The sequence below is a fragment of the Sulfitobacter sp. M368 genome (assembly GCF_025141875.1).
GTDB classification, from domain to species: Bacteria; Pseudomonadota; Alphaproteobacteria; order Rhodobacterales; family Rhodobacteraceae; genus Sulfitobacter; species Sulfitobacter mediterraneus_A.
This window is the reverse complement of sequence record NZ_CP081113.1, coordinates 51095-67378: the sequence shown is the minus strand read 5'-3', so window position 1 is coordinate 67378 and position 16284 is coordinate 51095. Positions and strand designations below refer to the sequence as shown.

Sequence of the window (16284 nt, the reverse complement as noted above, 5' to 3'; positions counted from 1 at the left end):
GTTGCATGGGGCGTCCCTCGCAGGTAACACCGCAGAGAGGGGCAAACAATGCCGAGACATTCAATGACCAAGCCGATTTTGTTGATCACACGGCCCAAGCGAAGCGCGGAAAAGTTCCTCGCACGGCTTGACCCCACGCTTTTGACCAAGGTGGATGTTGTGCTGTCGCCTTTGTTAGAGATTGTTCCGACCCAAGCCGTGGTGGACCTAGATGTTTCTGCCGCAGTCATATTCACCTCTGCCAATGCGGTTCAATTTGGCCCGCCGGGGCAGGGGCGCACGGCCTATTGCGTGGGCGAGCAGACCGCAGAGGCCGCAACTGCCCAAGGCTGGCGCGTTGCTTTCGCCGCGCGGGACGCGGATGATCTGGTTGCACGGCTGAGTGTTGATGCGCCCAGCGGTCCGTTGACCCATCTGGCCGGAAAACACCGCAGGGGCGAGATCGCGGCGCGTTTGGCGCAAATCGGGATCGAGACAGAAGTGATTGAAGTCTATGATCAGGCGCTTGTGCCGTTGACCGCTGACGCCCAAGCGGCGCTCTGCAGTCAAACAAGGGTTTTGCTGCCGCTTTTCTCCCCGAGAACCGCGGGGCATTTTGCCGCAGAGTTCCGGTCGGTGCAGAACCTCCAAATCGTCGCAATCAGCGCAGCGGTAGTTGACGCCTTGGGCGAAAAGGCGCCTGTGGATGTGATCATTGCAAAGGCACCAACAGGCAAAGATATGGTGCAATGTATTGAAAAACAGCTGCGCACCTACAGCTTAGCTTGAAGGCAGGTTTGATTGCCGGATACAATCGGGTGGTTAAACTGATCTGTCGGTCAGAATCGGAAAGGTTGCAGAGTGGCTAAAGCGAAGAGACCCGTTACCGGAAACTCCTCCACATCAGCGAAAGCCGGTTCAGGAGGCAGGGAAACCGCATCCCGCGCACCCAAAGTATCAAAGCCGGTCCGGGCGAAGCCCAAGACCTCAAGCGCCAAACCAAAGGCTGCCGCATCCAAGGCAACAACGGCCAAAGCGACGGCGGCAAAAACGGTTTCCGAGACAACAGCAGACAAAGCTACGGTAAAGGAAAAAACCGTTGCGGCAGCAGAACAGAAAAAACCGGAAGCCGCAAAATCGCCGGAAGCACCAAAACATACCGAAGCCGCAAAACCAGCGGACGCAAGCAAGCCGTCCACGTCAACAGCCAAGCCAGGGGAATCTGCACCGAATTCATCCGAGACCAGCGGGGCAAAGCAAACCACTCCGCCTCCTGCAAGCCCTGACAAGCCCTTGCCGCCAACACCGGCACCTCAAGACCGCCAGAGCATTTTTCTGCCGCTGGTTCTGGGTGGCGCTGTAGCCTTTGGTGCAGGATTTTTGGTCTCGCAGCTCGACCTGTTCAATTTGCGCGGCGATACCTCCGCAGTGACAGCGCAACTGGCCGCCCAAGCGAACCGGATCGCAGCGCTGGAAAATGCTGAACCTGCAGCAGCGCCTGTTGCGAACACTGATGAAATAAACGCGCAGATCGCGGCAATCGAAGGCCAACTTGCCGGTTTGCAAGATCGCCTGACCGCGGTTGAGAAACAACCCACCGGCGAGGGCGCGTCGAACACTGCGATAGCCGCCTATGAGCGGGATCTGGCGGCCCTGCAGGCGTCGGTCGAGGCACAGAAAGCCGAGATCGAAGCATTGCTCAACAACGCCAAATCCGTAGAAGAGGCGACCGCCGATGCGGCGCGGCAGGCGACACTGCAAAATGCGCTGGCGCAGGTGACCGCGGCGGTCAACTCCGGTGCGCCTTTTGATGAACCACTGGCACAGCTCAAGGCTGGCGGATTGGCAGATGTGCCTGAAGCCCTTGATACGCTGTCTCAATCTGGTGTGGTGACGCTGGTCAATTTGCAAACACGCTTCCCCGATGCGGCCCGCGCAGCATTGACAGATGCCCGCGCGGCAGGTGCTCAGGACGGCGAAGACGGTTTTGGCGGGTTCTTGCGCCGCCAATTGGGTGCCCGGTCTGTGGCGCCGCGCGAAGGCAGTGACCCCGACGCGGTGCTATCACGGGCCGAAGACGCGGTGCGCAACGGACGGCTTGGCGACGCGCTGAGTGAGCTTGAGACTCTGCCCGATCCATCCAAGGCGGCGATGCAAGATTGGTTAACCGACGCCCGCGCCCGCTATGATGCAAAACAGGCGATCCAAACCCTGTCCCAACGCCTGACGGCAAACTGAGGTACATGAATATATGCTGTGGTCATTGATCAAGATTATCCTGTTTGTCGCGGCGGTTGCGGTACTGGCATGGGGCGCTGGCTTCCTTTTGGAAAGCGAAGGCGGCGTTCAGGTGACGGTGCTGGGTACTGAGTATAGCTTTGGACCGCTGCAATCGGTTATTGCCGTGGGGCTCTTGATCATTGCAGTTTGGCTGCTGATCAAAGTCGTATCGCTTTTGGTCGCGACCTGGCATTTCCTGAACGGCGACGAGACCGCGCTGTCGCGGTACTTTGACCGCAACCGGGAGCGTAAAGGTTATGACGCATTGGCCGAAGGGCTGATGGCGCTGGCCAGTGGTGAGGGCCGTGTGGCGATGGCCAAGGCTGCGAAAGCCGACAAGTATCTCGACAAACCCGCGCTGACCAACTTGTTGACGGCGCAGGCGGCGGAATTGGCCGGTGATCGGCGTAAGGCGGAGGAGACCTATCGCAAGCTGGTTGAGGACGAATCCACCCGGTTTGTCGGTGTCCGCGGCATCATGAAACAAAAACTGGCTGATGGTGATACGGAAACAGCATTGAAGCTGGCGGAGAAAGCCTTTGCGCTGAAGCCCAAGCACGAGGAAACCGGTGATGTTCTTTTGAAGCTGCAGGCGGAAAAAGAAGACTGGTCCGGTGCACGGCAGACCCTCAGTGCCAAGTTGAAGAACGGACAGTTGCCGCGTGACGTACACAAGCGGCGCGATGCGGTTCTGGCCTTGTCAGAGGCCAAGGATGTCATTGCAGAGGGCAAGAGCATCGAGGCGCGGGAGGCGGCCATTGTGGCCAATAAAATGTCGCCCGATCTGGTGCCTGCTGCCGTGATGGCGGCGCATGGATATGTGGAACAGGGCAAGCCGCGCTATGCAACACGCGTTCTGACCAAAGCCTGGAGCGTTCATCCCCATCCCGATCTTGCCGCTGCCTTTGCCGCGATTGAGCCGGACGAAAAGCCTGAAGCACGGATCAAGCGGTTTAACGCATTGGTCAAATCCCAGCCGGATCACCCCGAAACCAAGATGTTGCTCAGCGAATTGCACATTGCGAACGAAGATTTCCCCCAGGCGCGGCGTGCCTTGGGTGATTTGGTGGAAAGCGATCCAACCGCACGTTCCGTGACCCTGATGGCGGCGATTGAGCGCGGCGAAGGCGCATCTGACACTATCGTCAAGGGCTGGCTGGCGCGAGCACTGACCGTGTCGCGCGGTCCGCAGTGGATTTGCGAAAACTGCCACCATATCCATTCCGGATGGCATCCGATTTGCGAAAACTGCAAGAGCTTTGACACCCTTGAATGGAAAACCCCGCCGATGTCCGAGGTCGCGATGCCGGGGGGTGTTCAGATGCTGCCGTTGATTGTTGGTGCGATTGAAGACAACTCGGGCGCAGATGGCCCCGGCCCTGTCAAAGACACCGATGCGATTGAGGATGCCGAATTGGTGGATGATACGGCAGAAGGTGACGCAAAGACGTCTTAACCGGGAACCTTATTTCCCCTTCCAGACCGGGTCACGTTTCTCCGCAAAGGCGCGGGCGCCTTCCATTTGATCCTCAGAGGCGTAAAGCCGGTCAACCGTTGGCAATTGCCGTTTGGTGATCCGGTTCATGGTATCCTGAAACTTGCTGTCTTCGGCGTCGCGCACGATTTCCTTGATGGCGGCGTAGACCAGCGGCGGACCGGAGGCAAGCAGGCGTGCCAGCTCCCATGCACGGTCCAGCAGTTGATCGCCGGGCACAATCTCGTTGATCAGACCCCACGTCTTGGCCTCGGTCACGTCAAACCAGCGCCCGGTCAAAAGCAGTTCCATCGCGATGTGATAGGGGATGCGTTTGGGCAATTTCACACTGGCGGCGTCAGCCACGGTGCCGGACCTGATCTCGGGCAGGGCAAAAGTGGCGTGATCGGCGGCAAGGATCATATCGGCGCTCAGCGCCAGTTCCAGCCCGCCCCCGCAGGCAATGCCGTTTACGGCGGCGATGATCGGTTTGTTCATGTCGCGCATTTCCTGAATGCCGCCAAATCCGCCGACGCCATAGTCGCCATCCACCGCGTCACCATCAGCAGCCGCTTTGAGATCCCATCCGGGGCAAAAGAATTTTTCCCCGCCGCCTGTGATGATTGCCACCCGCAGGTCTGGATCATCGCGGAAACCGGCAAAGACCTCACCCATCAGGCGCGAGGTTTGCAGGTCAATCGCATTGGCCTTGGGCCGGTCGAGCGTCACTTGCAAAATTGCGCCTTCGCGGTGGGTCTTGACGGGACTGTCGGTCATTGGATGGCCTTTCAATTGGATTATGCGTCGCGCCGCAGCAGCGCATCGGCGGCAATGGCATCGTGCTGCGTGCAAATCAATGGGTTGATCTCAATCTCTTGCAAGCCCGCCGTGTGGGCAAGGGCATAGTCTTGCACAGCCATCACTGCCCGCAATATCGCGGCGCGGTCGCAAGGTGGTTTGCCACGATAACCGTTCAGCAATGGTGCGATTTTCAAGCGGTCCAATGCGGCGTCAATTTCGCCCGGTCGGGCAGGCAAGAGCAAAGACACGGAATCGTTCAGGATCTCGGTCAAGACGCCACCTGCTGCGATGGTCAGGAGGTAGCCATGCGCCGGGTCGCGGACAATGCCGACCAACAGCTCGGCCAGAGCGCCTGTGATCATCTCTTCGATCAAAAATTCAGTCGCGGGCATATCATTGGCAGCGGCCAGTGTTGCGGCTTCATCATGCAGGTTGAGACAAACCGCGCCGGCTTCGGTCTTATGGGCAATACCTTCGCCCTTGAGCACTTGGGGAAAGCCGACAATGCGGGCGGCTTGGGACAGGTCATTCAGACCAGAGGCGCGCGCAGAGCGGGGAACGCGCAGGCCAAATGCGGCCAGGGCACCCTTGGCGTGGGCCTCGGAAACCAGTCGGGGGTTTGCGCAGGGTTCGGGGCACAAAACGGGGTCCGCGGCAGTGAATGGCATGACACTGGCGGCACAAGCAGCAAGTGCTTCGGTCAATCCGGAAAACGGCACAACACCCGCCGCCAGCAATTGTGTTGCCACAGCTTCGGGCATCAGCTCGGGCAGGGTTGCGGCCATGCCATATTGGCCTCCGGTTTCCTGCTGCGCGGCGATACAGGCCGCGATCACGCAATCCCAGTCTTTGGGGTCGCAGCGATCTGCACGCGGGAAATCGACAATCAGGATGGTGATGGCGATTCCGGGGTCGGACATCGCAGCAAAACAGCGGGTCATCGCGGGCACGTCACGCCAGATATAAGTGTGGTAATCCAGCGGATTGGCCAGCGCCACGCGAGGGCCAAGGGCCGCCCGCAGGTCTGATTTCTGACGTGGATTGAGCGGTGGAAAGTCTATGGCCATAGGAACAGCGGTATCGGCGGCAAGGCTGGCCTCGCCGCCCGAACAACTGATCGTCGCAATGGTGCCTTGCGGCAATGGGCCGGCAACATGCAGCAGCTTCAGAGTTTCAAGAAAAGTTGGCAAATCCGGTACGCGGGCAATGCCCAACCTGCGCAGAAGGGCGGCGGCGCCTGCGTCTTCTCCCGCCAGAGATGCGGTGTGGGAAACCGTGGCGGCACGCGCTTGATCGGAGCGGCCCACCTTTATCGCGACAATCGGTTTGCCCAGTGCCCGTGCCCGTGCCGAGAGGGCTTCAAACCCGCGCAGATCACCAAACCCTTCGATATGAAGGCCAAGCGCCGTAACGCGCGGATCATCCAGCAGCGACAGACCGATATCTGCGATACCGCATTGCGCCTGATTGCCCGCTGTGACGACGTAGGCAAGTGGCAGACCGCGGGTTTGCATAGTCAGATTGATGGCGATGTTTGAGCTTTGGGTGATCACGGCGACGCCGCCGTCACAGCGTTGGCCGCCATGCTGATCCGGCCAAAGCAACGCGCCGTCGAGATAATTCACAAAGCCATAACAATTTGGCCCAAGGATCGGCATTTCACCAGACGCCTGCAGCAACGACGCCTGCAAATCTGCACCCTCTGCATCCTCTGCCTGCGCCTCAAGAAAGCCGGAAGCAAAGCACACCGCGCCACCAGCACCCATCTGTGACAACTGGCCAACAAGGGCAACCGTCGCGTCACGGTTCACGCCGACAAAGCAGGCGTCAGGTGGTTCGGGAAGGGCGTCCAGGCTTGAAAACGCGGGCAGGCCGCCGACAGTCTCCGCCTTTGGGTGAACCGGCCAAATACCGCCCGCAAACCCCATCCTTTGGCATTGCTCCACCACCGCACGGCACCATGCACCGCCGCCGATCACCGTGATGTTGCGTGGCCTGAGAAGCCGATCCAGATTGCGGGTCATCAAGCCCCCAAGGGGCGCAACAAGTCGCGCGAAATGATGTGGCGCTGAATCTCTGATGTGCCATCCCAAATGCGTTCAACCCGTGCATCCCGCCAGAACCGTTCGATCGGGAAATCATCCATCAGCCCCATGCCGCCAAAGATCTGCAAGGTGGTATCAGTGACCCGCGCCAAGGCCTCGGAGGCGTAAACCTTGGCTGATGCGATTTCGCGATTGGCCGGAAGCCCTTTATCGAGCCGCCAAGCCGCTGACAGTGTCAGCCAATCTGCGGCGTCAATCTCGGTGATCATATCCGCGATTTGAAAACTCACGCCCTGAAACTTGCCGATCTGTTGGCCGAACTGCTTGCGTTCGGCCGCATAGTTCAGCGCGTAGTCAAAACAGCGCCGCGCCCGCCCAACGGAAAAGGCCGCAACGGTCAGCCGCGTGGCATAAAGCCATTCGTTCATCACTGCGAAACCACCATCGACCTCACCCAGAACCTGCGCGTCGGGCAGGCGGCAATTGTCGAAATAGAGGATACAGTTCTTGTATCCTTTGTGGCTGACCGAATTGTACCCGTCGCGCACCTCGAACCCCGGCGTTCCGCGATCCACGAGGAAGGTGGTGATCCGTTTTTTCGGGCCTTTGGGGGTTTCATCCACACCTGTGGCGATAAAAACGATGAAGAAATCTGCATGTTCCGCACCCGAGATGAAGTGCTTGGACCCGTTCACGACCCAGTCACCGCCATCGCGCACGGCGGTACATTTCATCCCCCGCACATCCGAACCCGCATCGGGCTCGGTCATGGCAAGTGCATCCATCCGTTCGCCGCGCACCGCAGGCAGCAGATAGCGTTCCTTTTGATCGTCGTTGCAGGCCATTAGAATGTTCTGGGGGCGCCCAAAGAAATGCGTGAGGGCCATTGAACCACGACCCAACTCGCGCTCGACAAGGGTGAAATCCACATGGCTCAACCCCGCGCCGCCGACCTCTTCGGGGAAGTTGCAGGCATAAAATCCAAGGTCGATGACTTTCTGTTTGATCGCCTCGCCCAGCTCATGCGGCACCTGGCCTGTGCGCTCTACCTCGGCCTCATGAGGATAGATCTCTTTTTCCACGAAACTGCGGACGGTTGAGACGATCATTTCTTGTTCTTCTGTCAGGCCGAAATCCATGGTGGTCCCCCAATGCGTTTTGAATAGCTTAGGGGGATTGCAGGCATCCGATGTGCAGAGTTAGTAAAGATTATGCAGGATTCCAACAAATCAAATCCAGAACCGACGCATATCGGACTATTGTTGTTCGACGGGTTTTCAAACCACTGCGTTGCAAATCTGATTGAACCCTTGCGGGCCGCAAATACGCTGGGCGGGCGCGCGCTTTACACTTGGCGCTATGTGACCACGGATGGCGCTGGTGTAGAGAGTTCAAGCGGGCTGCGCATCCTTCCAGAAGTGGCCCTGAGCGATATGCGCGGCGATGTGTTGATGGTTGCTCCGTCTTATGGCTTTCGTGCCCTGTGCCGGCCCGATGTCATCAGAAGCCTGCGGGCCGCGGCAGGCAGATTTGACCAGGTCGCGGGCCTTGATACCGGATCGTGGTTGCTGGCCGAGGCCGGGCTTCTGGACGGGTATCGCGCCACGATTCACCCCGAAGAGATCACAGCCCTGGCAGAGCAATTCCCAAAGGTGTCCGTTGAACAGGACCGTTATGTGATTGACGGTAAACGCATCACCTGTTCGGGCGCGATGGCGGCCTTTGATCTGTCCTTGCATATGGTTCTGCGTGATGGCGGTGCCAAGCTGGCCCTTGAGGTGGAGCAGTTGTTCGTGACCCGCGATGCCACGACGACGCCTGCAGAGCCGGTTCTGGGGCGCAGTAAACTGGTTCGCGCCGCGATTGCGTTTATGAACCAGCATCTGGAAACTCCGGTTTCGATTTCACGGCTCTCAAGCCAGCTTTCCTGTACCCAGCGCCGCCTAGAAGCAGCGTTCAAAGACGAAACAGGCATTACGCCGCAGCATGTTTACCGGCGGCAACGTCTGGTACTGGCGCGGCGTTTGGCGCAAACGACCCGTTTGCCTATGGCCGAAATTGCCGTGCGGTCCGGCTATCAGGATGCCAGCGCAATGGCGCGAGCGTTCCGGTCTGAATTTGGCTTAACCCCAAGCGAGGCACGCCAGATTGCACAGAGATAGAGTTTTTGCGCGTCTGTCTTTACCCGATCTTTACACTTTAGAGTTCACATAAACTTAAATTCACTCTACCTTAGGCAGAGTTGACGAAAGGTCTGGGAAGATCGGAGGTACGTCTATGGTTCGATCTGTCCGGGTTCAGGCCAGCCAAACCGCATTTGGGTTAAAGGGCAGAAATGCCACTGAATTTGTTGGCTCCGCTGCGCCTGATGGCACCGCCGGACTGACCGCGAGCTGTCTGCATTTGTATCACAAGGTGCTGCCTGAAAGCTTGATCGAAGTGGGGTCACGGCCCAGTCAAACAGGGGCGATGTTGCGCAATATTGCCCGAACCTATGGGGCGGACGCGCAGTTTGTGACGATTACACCTGATCTGACCGAGGCAAAGCGTTGCATCATGGGCCAAACCCTCCTCAAGGGCGATTTGATGTCTCTGGAGGAGGCGCTCAATTCGGTTGATGTGATCGATCTGCCCCGACCCTGGATCATGTCAACGAACCAGGCCTGTGGGTACCAAAGAATGATGACCACTCTCCATTTCGCGCTCCGACATTTGCAAACGGGTGACTTTCTTGTTCTCGAAGACCAGGATGTCGGTGGCGGACAAGGGTTGCAAAACAAGGATCGTAATGCAGGGGATGCATTGCATGACTTCCTAGACGCAAATCCCGGTGTACTGGCCAAGGATGGCCTTGATGGCGGGCAGCTTGGGCCGCGGTCTGGCCACGACACAATTTACAATCTGCGGCGGCTGTAAGTGATCATGATGCCGTGTCCCGAATTCCCAGAAGAGATCCGTCTGATCATTTGGGATCTGGATGAGACATTCTGGAACGGCACGTTGACTGAGGGAGGCATCGCGTACCGACAGGATTGTCACGATCTGGTACTTGCCCTGAACAGGCGCGGCGTGATGAACGCGATTTGTTCAAAGAATGATCACGCAAACATTGAGAGGCTTCTCAAGGCCAAGGATATCTGGGACCAGTTTATCTTTCCCAGTATTGACTGGACGGCCAAGGGCCCGCGCATCGCGGCGATGTTGGACCAAATTGGATTGCGCCCGCAATCGGTCTTGTTCATTGACGACAACCCGATGAACCTCGCCCAAGCGGCAGCGGCTGCGCCGGGTTTGAATACTGCCGGACCGGAGGTGATTTGCCATCTAAAGGACGCACCGCAACTTGCCGGAAAAGATGATCCCGACCTTTCAAGATTGGGGCAATACAAGATCAAAGAGGCAAAAAACCACGCCAAAGAGATCACGGATGACAGCAGTCTGGATTTCCTGCGAAAGAGCGACGTGCAGGTGCTTTTTGACTACGACGTTACGGCGCATTTGGATCGTGCGATTGAGCTGATCAATCGCACAAACCAGCTTAATTTTACAAAGAACCGATTGCCGGAAAACATTGAGGATGCCCGCGCGAAGCTTGGCGCGGCGTTGTCTCACAACACCAGCGACGCTGCGTTGATCCGGGTGCGGGACCGGTTTGGTGATTACGGCTATGTCGGGTTCTACCTCACGCGCCGCATCCAGAATACGCGCCGACTTGAACATTTCTGTTTTTCCTGCCGAACGCTGAATATGTTTATCGAACACTACGTTTACGATGTGCTGAACAATCCAGAGCTTCCGGTGCGTGGTGAGGTTCTTTCCGACTTGCAAAACGATCCGATAAAGGTGGATTGGATCACGCCGCTGACGCTGCTGCCAGAAAAGGAAAAACCGGCCCAAACGGTACAGAATTTCGGGCCGATATTCGCACGGGGTGGCTGTGATCTGGCCAGCTTGATGCATTATTTGACACTGCATAGCTCACAGATCACTGAAGAGTTTAACGCGCCGCGCAATGGTCAGATGTTGCGCCGCGATCATACTGCATTCTTGATGCCCGCACTGGGCGGCGGCCTTTCGGCAGCCGAGATGGAGGCAGCCCAAAGTCTGGGATATCAAGCGCAGGATTTTGAAACGGATCTGCTGTCGATATGCAGGCCCGGCTCACTTTGTTTCTTGAGCTTCTGGGCCGATGCGGACATTCCGGTTTATCGTCACAAAGACACCGGGTTGCAGGTGCCATATTGGCTTGTTGGCGCTCAAAATCATGATTTGATCGCCCGCGCTGATCTACGTGCCGCTGTGGCCAAGACAGATGTACAGCGTGAGCGACTGAATATTCTCAGCCGGTATTTTGAGCATCTTGGCCTTCTTGGCCCTGGTCAGATGGTACAGCGTTACACGCAGATATTGGATGTCATTCCACCGCAGGTGCAGATCGTCCTGATGCTGGCCAACGAACGTGGTTCATTGTTTTTTCTCAACCGGGACAAACCTCGACACAGGCATCATCAAATATTGAACACGGCCTTGCGGCAGGTGGCGGAGCAGCGCCCGAATGTAATGCTGCTCAACCCCGAAAACCACATTCACGATGCGCAAGATTTATTGGACCTGAACCATTTTCGCCGCGATGTGTATCATCGGATTTATCTCGAGCTGCTGGAGGGGCTGCGTCTGCCCAAGGCGGCATGATGAATGCATCAAGCGAAGAAAATGCGGGCAAATTGTTTTCCAACCTGTTTCTGAGCATTGGTGCAATGAAAGCCGGGACGACCTGGTTGTATGCCGTGCTGTCGCGGCATCCCGCTCTCCATTTTGCAATGGAAAAGGAAATTCACTATTTCTACCACCGCTATGTTGATCAGACCCAACTGAACGAAACCCGGCGCCTGACCGAAGCCCGAAACCGGTATTTGCCACGGTTTGACCCAAACTCCGCAAACATTGATGCGGTGCGTCATAATTTGCATTGGATCGCCAATTATCTCAGCCGTCCGGTTGATGATTTCTGGTATCGAAATCTGTTTCAAATGCGAGACAAAGAAGTCTACGCCTGTGATTTCTCCAACTTGCATGCGCTGCTTCCGGCGGCGGCTTGGCCCCGTGTCGCGGGTCATGCGGATCGGTTGCGGGTTCTTTATACGATGCGGGATCCCCTCAAACGGCTGTGGAGCCATACGAAGTTTCATCTGCAAATCACAGGCCAGATTGAAAACCTATCATCTTGGAGCGCAGAGCAATTTGAGGGGTTCGTTCGGCAACCACATATTTGGAAGAATGCTGAATACGGTGAGGTGCTGCGCAATCTGCGTGACGGTCTTCCCCGGCAAAGCCGCAAAGTGATCTTCTATGAGGATCTCCACAATGATCAGCGTGCTGTGCTCCGCCAAATCGAGACCTTTCTTGGGATTGAATCGTTTCACTATCCACAGAGCCTTCTGGAGCGACGATTTACCGAGAGTGTAAAACATCCAATGCCGGGGTTCTTTGCGGATTTGTTTGCAAGTGATGCGACACGGATTTGCAGGGAAGTGGAGCAAGAGGGTTTTGAAATACCCGAAAGCTGGTCGATCAGGGTCAGGAGCCATTAATCCTGTGTTTTTGACGCTCTTCGGATTTGGCGAATTCTCCCAAGGAGCTTCGTCGCATCTGTATGAAATTCAGCAAGAGTTCCTGTGCAACTGTGCAACTGCGCCACGTCACAGACAAAACCTGTCAAACCAGCGACACAGATTGACCGGGCCCTCAGCCTAATCGTTCCGCTGATCAACACACAGGAGTTCTTGGGCATACCGCAACAGGTTTAGATCATCCGCATTGGCGTCTTCCAACTGCTGCAGCAAGGCCCGGTCCATATGCGACTCCGGTGTCTTGGCAGAGGTATTGGCATGGACATGTTGCCAGGCAAAATCAGGGAACACCCCCCTGATGCGGCATTGTAGTGCCGCCAAGGTCTGGTCAAATGCCTCAACCAGACCAAGCACACCTGTCTCATTGATCAAAGCAGCGCCTTTTTTTGCTCTTTGGTATTCCGCCTCTGGTCCGGGGCAGAACATTGCCAACCGCCAGGCTTGAAAGCTTTTGCATTGGCGGTCTTGGGGGTTTGACAGCCTTTTCGAAACATATCCGGCCAAATCGTTGACCTTGGCCAACTTGGCGCCAAGGGTGTCCGCCTCTTGACTTCTTTCAAACCTGTAGGCCGATCTGATCCGTGACAAAGGATCTCTGAGCAGCAGGATCGGGACAATTTCGATATCGGGCAAACTGGGCAGCGGTCCCGTCACTGTATGGGATGAGAATGCCACGGCCTTCGGTGAGGACCGAATCCAATTTTCGACCTGACCGGTGTTGCCGCCCTTTCCCATGTCGAATTCGCGGGTGACCCAGCGATCTGCGAAGTTCTGCTTGAGGATGTGATCAAGCGATGTGCCTGCATTCTTGAACAGGTGGCAGTGCAAGATCACCGTGCGTGAGGGGTGGCTCATGCGAAAAACCCCGATCTTACGGCCGTGCGCAAAACAAGTCTGCCGCTTCAAACGCGCTGCGCATCTGGTTTCGGCCCCGATCAAAGCTGAAGGCATCTGCGACGTATTCCCGCCCGTTGGACGACAGCCGTTGCCAAAGCTGGTCATCGCAGGCTAACGCGGCGATTGCCCTGCGCCATTCGTCGGATGTTTCAGCGATGATGCAATCGAGACCGCTGCGCAGACCAATCCCTTCGGCGGCAATCGGCGTCAGAACTGTAGGAATGCCATGCGCGAGAGCAGAGATGACTTTGCCCTTTATGCCCGCGCCGGACAGCAGAGGCGCAATAAAAATGCGATGCCCTTGAAAGGCGTCGCTGGCGTTCTCAACGAACCCGTGCGGGTGGATCAGATCAGACGCCAACGCGCGAATGTCCTCGTTCATACTTGACCCGTAGATTGTCAAAAGGGGTGCCGCGCCGTCACAGTCCAGCAGTGGCATCACGTCCCTTGCAAACCATTTGATACCTTCCGAGTTTGGATGGTGCCGAAAGCTTCCCAAAAAAGACAAGCCGTGGCGGCCTTCAAGCTCCGGAACTTGTTCAGGAAGGGCCACCACCCAAGGACATTTGACGATCTTGGCCTGCCCATCGGTGTAGGCCTCGATGACGGAATGTTCGACGTCGGTATAGGACAGGACCACATCAACCGCCTTGATGACATCAAGTTCCTCTGTGCGCACCCTGCGGGCGCTTTCCAACTTGTTCAGATCGCCCTCGCGTTGGGCTGTACGCAACTCCCTGAGAAAGTGCAGATCGGCGTTGTTGAAGAGGATTCGAGCGCCGGGTGCATGGGCCTGGATTGTCGGCAGAACGGCCTGGGCGACATAATATCTGGTCAGATAGAAGGCATCAAAGTCCTGGGCGTGTTTGGTTAGATATTCATCCACGTTCATGAAAAACGGCGCATAGATCACCTCGATCCCCTGACGTTGTAGATCTTCGGTGTAGCTCCCCAGGTGTGCCATGTTGGTCGACATGAATGTGACCTTATAGCCAAGCGATTGCACCAGCTTCATCTCCTGAAGAGCAGCGTAAGAACCGGCGTCCTTATCCGGGCGAGGCGGAGCATAATCGATAAACAGGACCCGCCCAAAAATCCCCCGATCTTTCTCAAGATCTGGTGCGATACCTTCGGTGCCAAATTGCCCGAAGGCACTGGCCCAGCGTCGTTTGAATTTGGGTCGGTTCACTTCTTGAAATTTCTTGAACCCGGTGGAGACATCAGTGCCGGAGGTCATGCCTTCGAAGTGGTATACCTGTGACGAGGGAACGAACCATGTTGCGTATCCTGCCTCCCGAACCTTGAAGGCCAGATCAGTGTCCTCAAAATACATCGGTTCAAGATATTGCGACAGGCCGCCGATCTTGTCCCACAGGTGCCGGGGCATCATCAACGCAGCGCCTGATAGATAATCCGCTTGGCGGGCATAGCTGAAACGCGGCTCGTGGGGGTTTTGTGCCTTGCCGTAATTCCACGGGTTTCCGGACCCCCAGACGATCCCGCCGGCGTCTTGCAAGCTGCCGTCAGGGTTAAGCAGCTTGGATCCGGCAAGACCGACATTGTCAAACCGGTCAAAGGCATCAATCAAAGCATCGAGCCATCCCGCCGTGACTTCGACATCGTTGTTGAGCAAGGCGATGTAGTGACCTCTGGCCAGCTGCGCACCAGCGTTGACGGCCCGGACAAACCGCTGCGGCATTTCATTACGGATGACCTTAATTCCCGTGACGATCTTTTCGAGGTTTGCTGTCTCGTCAGTTGAGGCATCATCAACGACAATCACTTCGAACGAGGCGCGATTTGTCGCGATCAAAAGAGAGCACAAGGCAAGGTAGGTCACTTTGACCTTGTTGTGGGCTGGAATGACGATGGAAACGTCAGGCCTGTCCACCTGCGCAAAGGCAAGCGGTTCAAGTTTTACGTTTTCGTGCCCACCTTCCACGGTTTTTATTGCGTGAGCCACCTGTGCAAGGTTGGTGTCTGCCCCGGCCGCGCCGATCAGTTTTTTCAAACCATCATAACGCAGGGCGGTCTGGGCAAAAATCATTGACGGGAAAGGGGCAACCGATTCGTGCTGCATCACTTCGGCAGGGGTGACAATTGCGGGAATCAATTGCTGACTCTTGAACAGGGTGACAGAACCAGAACTGTCAGTGATGCAGACCAGATGGACATGGCCATCAAGAAACTGATCCGGCAACCGTATGACAGTGTCGTTCACCCCAATTTGCAGTGCGCTGATGTAGCGGCCATCAATGCTTAGAATCAGATCCAATTCCTCTTCGGACTGACATATCAACGTGTGCCCGAAATTCTCCCGAACGAAAAATGACGTTGTTTGCATCGGTGTCAGCGGAAAGGATTCTCCGTCAACGTTCACTGAAATCGCCTGCCCGGGCGTGAGGGCGGTTGGCAGGGGTGCACTGACCCAGGTGTTCCCGTTTTCCGTTGCCTCTCCGGAGATTTGGCGGGGTACGGCACTTGGCTCGTTGGGTTTGGCTTCACGATCCGGGGCGATCTGCGTACCCGCGATAAACATGAATGGCTCTGTGCCGGTATCGTCGGGAATATGCTGATGGTACTCAACCGCAAGCGCGACATTGCAGCTTTCGAAATGGTCCGGCAGCGGGATTGAAACGGGCAAATAGCCGCTGGCCGTTGCACCCCCCTTGAAGGCCGGATCAAAGACCACGCGATGGCGTTCCTCCCGATCGCTGAAGAGGTCCGAGAAGGTGACGATCAGATCGGCTTGAGCCCGGTGGATGGCCAGGTAGGTTTCGAGCCGCATACCTTTTCGCAATTTGGCGACGGTCAATTGATCTTCGAACGTGATGCGGCATGGAGCATCGAATTGATGGATCATCAACTGGATGGTTTGGCTGCCATTCATGCTCCAGTCAGAAAGGTAGTTGACCCAGCACGCAAAGATTTCTCCGGCTTTTGTTTCGCTCGGCTCTGATCTGATGCGGGTGGTCATCGCATCAGAAGATAGGTTGAACGGGATCGAGACACCGTGTCCGTTTACCGGTGCCTGCGCGCTAGGTGCAAACAGGCTGCGTGCGCCACCGAGGTGCAGTTCACGTGACGTCGGTCGCGCATTGTCTTCGAGATTGCCGTAAATCACACCATCCATCATCAGCAAGCAATGGAAATCGGGTATTCTCGCAAGCGTCATCAG

General features: G+C 56.7%; 13 protein-coding genes. 7 read left to right on the top strand and 6 right to left on the bottom strand.

What is annotated here, in order from left to right; translation table 11 throughout:
• Positions 1–48: 48 nt before the first annotated feature.
• The gene (locus K3754_RS00295) at positions 49–768 is read left to right on the top strand and encodes a uroporphyrinogen-III synthase (RefSeq protein WP_259939788.1); all 720 of its coding nucleotides are present in this window, start codon (positions 49–51) and stop codon (positions 766–768) included.
• 50 nt (positions 769–818) lie between these two features.
• Here K3754_RS00295 and K3754_RS00290 read toward each other — a convergent pair whose 3' ends face one another.
• Entirely contained in the window at positions 819–1244 is a 426-nt protein-coding gene (locus K3754_RS00290) for a hypothetical protein (protein ID WP_259939786.1), read from the bottom strand.
• 28 nt (positions 1245–1272) lie between these two features.
• Between K3754_RS00290 and K3754_RS00285 the strand changes: the two genes are divergently transcribed.
• Positions 1273–2217 carry a COG4223 family protein gene (locus K3754_RS00285; RefSeq protein ID WP_259939781.1) on the top strand — a complete coding sequence of 315 codons (945 nt, stop codon included), beginning with the start codon at positions 1273–1275 and terminating at the stop codon, positions 2215–2217.
• Between the two features lie 13 nt (positions 2218–2230).
• Positions 2231–3715, top strand: coding sequence for a heme biosynthesis protein HemY (locus K3754_RS00280; RefSeq protein WP_203209572.1), 1485 nt, complete (start codon positions 2231–2233; stop codon positions 3713–3715).
• Positions 3716–3724: 9 nt separating this feature from the next.
• Here the strand turns inward: K3754_RS00280 and K3754_RS00275 are convergent, their stop codons facing one another.
• The 3 genes from K3754_RS00275 to K3754_RS00265 are packed head-to-tail and all read right to left on the bottom strand — an operon-like array spanning position 3725 to position 7718.
• On the bottom strand, positions 3725–4510 hold the full coding sequence (locus K3754_RS00275; RefSeq protein WP_259939774.1) for a carnitinyl-CoA dehydratase: 786 nt from the start codon (positions 4508–4510) through the stop codon (positions 3725–3727).
• A gap of 20 nt (positions 4511–4530) precedes the next feature.
• On the bottom strand, positions 4531–6558 hold the full coding sequence (locus K3754_RS00270) for an acetate--CoA ligase family protein (protein WP_259939765.1): 2028 nt from the start codon (positions 6556–6558) through the stop codon (positions 4531–4533).
• The gene (locus K3754_RS00265) at positions 6558–7718 is read right to left on the bottom strand and encodes an acyl-CoA dehydrogenase family protein (RefSeq protein ID WP_203209575.1); all 1161 of its coding nucleotides are present in this window, start codon (positions 7716–7718) and stop codon (positions 6558–6560) included. Before K3754_RS00265 ends, K3754_RS00270 begins: the two co-directional genes overlap by 1 nt.
• Positions 7719–7790: 72 nt before the next feature.
• On the opposite strand from K3754_RS00265, the gene K3754_RS00260 reads away from it, so the two are divergent.
• From K3754_RS00260 to K3754_RS00245, 4 genes are all read left to right on the top strand, one after another.
• Entirely contained in the window at positions 7791–8741 is a 951-nt protein-coding gene (locus tag K3754_RS00260) for a GlxA family transcriptional regulator (protein ID WP_259939761.1), read from the top strand.
• Between the two features lie 115 nt (positions 8742–8856).
• Complete coding sequence (locus K3754_RS00255; protein WP_203209577.1) at positions 8857–9495, top strand: hypothetical protein; 639 nt, start codon at positions 8857–8859, stop codon at positions 9493–9495.
• A 6-nt stretch (positions 9496–9501) separates the two neighbouring features.
• A complete protein-coding gene (locus K3754_RS00250; protein ID WP_259939755.1) occupies positions 9502–11271 on the top strand; it encodes an HAD-IIIC family phosphatase in 1770 nt (589 codons plus the stop codon).
• A complete protein-coding gene (locus K3754_RS00245) occupies positions 11268–12170 on the top strand; it encodes a sulfotransferase (RefSeq protein WP_311201453.1) in 903 nt (300 codons plus the stop codon). The genes K3754_RS00250 and K3754_RS00245 overlap by 4 nt, the downstream gene beginning before the upstream one ends.
• A 159-nt stretch (positions 12171–12329) precedes the next feature.
• Here the strand turns inward: K3754_RS00245 and K3754_RS00240 are convergent, their stop codons facing one another.
• Positions 12330–13064 carry a sulfotransferase family protein gene (locus K3754_RS00240; protein ID WP_259939752.1) on the bottom strand — a complete coding sequence of 245 codons (735 nt, stop codon included), beginning with the start codon at positions 13062–13064 and terminating at the stop codon, positions 12330–12332.
• Between the two features lie 16 nt (positions 13065–13080).
• Complete coding sequence (locus K3754_RS00235) at positions 13081–16281, bottom strand: glycosyltransferase (RefSeq protein ID WP_259939749.1); 3201 nt, start codon at positions 16279–16281, stop codon at positions 13081–13083.
• Positions 16282–16284: the final 3 nt, after the last annotated feature.

Coding starts and splice junctions, on each gene's coding strand:
- K3754_RS00295 (WP_259939788.1), top strand. CDS start 49: ATGCCGAGACATTCAATGACCAAGCCGATTTTGTTGATCACACGGCCC.
- K3754_RS00280 (WP_203209572.1), top strand. CDS start 2,231: ATGCTGTGGTCATTGATCAAGATTATCCTGTTTGTCGCGGCGGTTGCG.
- K3754_RS00275 (WP_259939774.1), bottom strand. CDS start 4,510: ATGACCGACAGTCCCGTCAAGACCCACCGCGAAGGCGCAATTTTGCAA.
- K3754_RS00270 (WP_259939765.1), bottom strand. CDS start 6,558: ATGACCCGCAATCTGGATCGGCTTCTCAGGCCACGCAACATCACGGTG.
- K3754_RS00265 (WP_203209575.1), bottom strand. CDS start 7,718: ATGGATTTCGGCCTGACAGAAGAACAAGAAATGATCGTCTCAACCGTC.
- K3754_RS00260 (WP_259939761.1), top strand. CDS start 7,791: ATGCAGGATTCCAACAAATCAAATCCAGAACCGACGCATATCGGACTA.
- K3754_RS00255 (WP_203209577.1), top strand. CDS start 8,857: ATGGTTCGATCTGTCCGGGTTCAGGCCAGCCAAACCGCATTTGGGTTA.
- K3754_RS00250 (WP_259939755.1), top strand. CDS start 9,502: ATGATGCCGTGTCCCGAATTCCCAGAAGAGATCCGTCTGATCATTTGG.
- K3754_RS00245 (WP_311201453.1), top strand. CDS start 11,268: ATGATGAATGCATCAAGCGAAGAAAATGCGGGCAAATTGTTTTCCAAC.
- K3754_RS00240 (WP_259939752.1), bottom strand. CDS start 13,064: ATGAGCCACCCCTCACGCACGGTGATCTTGCACTGCCACCTGTTCAAG.
- K3754_RS00235 (WP_259939749.1), bottom strand. CDS start 16,281: ATGACGCTTGCGAGAATACCCGATTTCCATTGCTTGCTGATGATGGAT.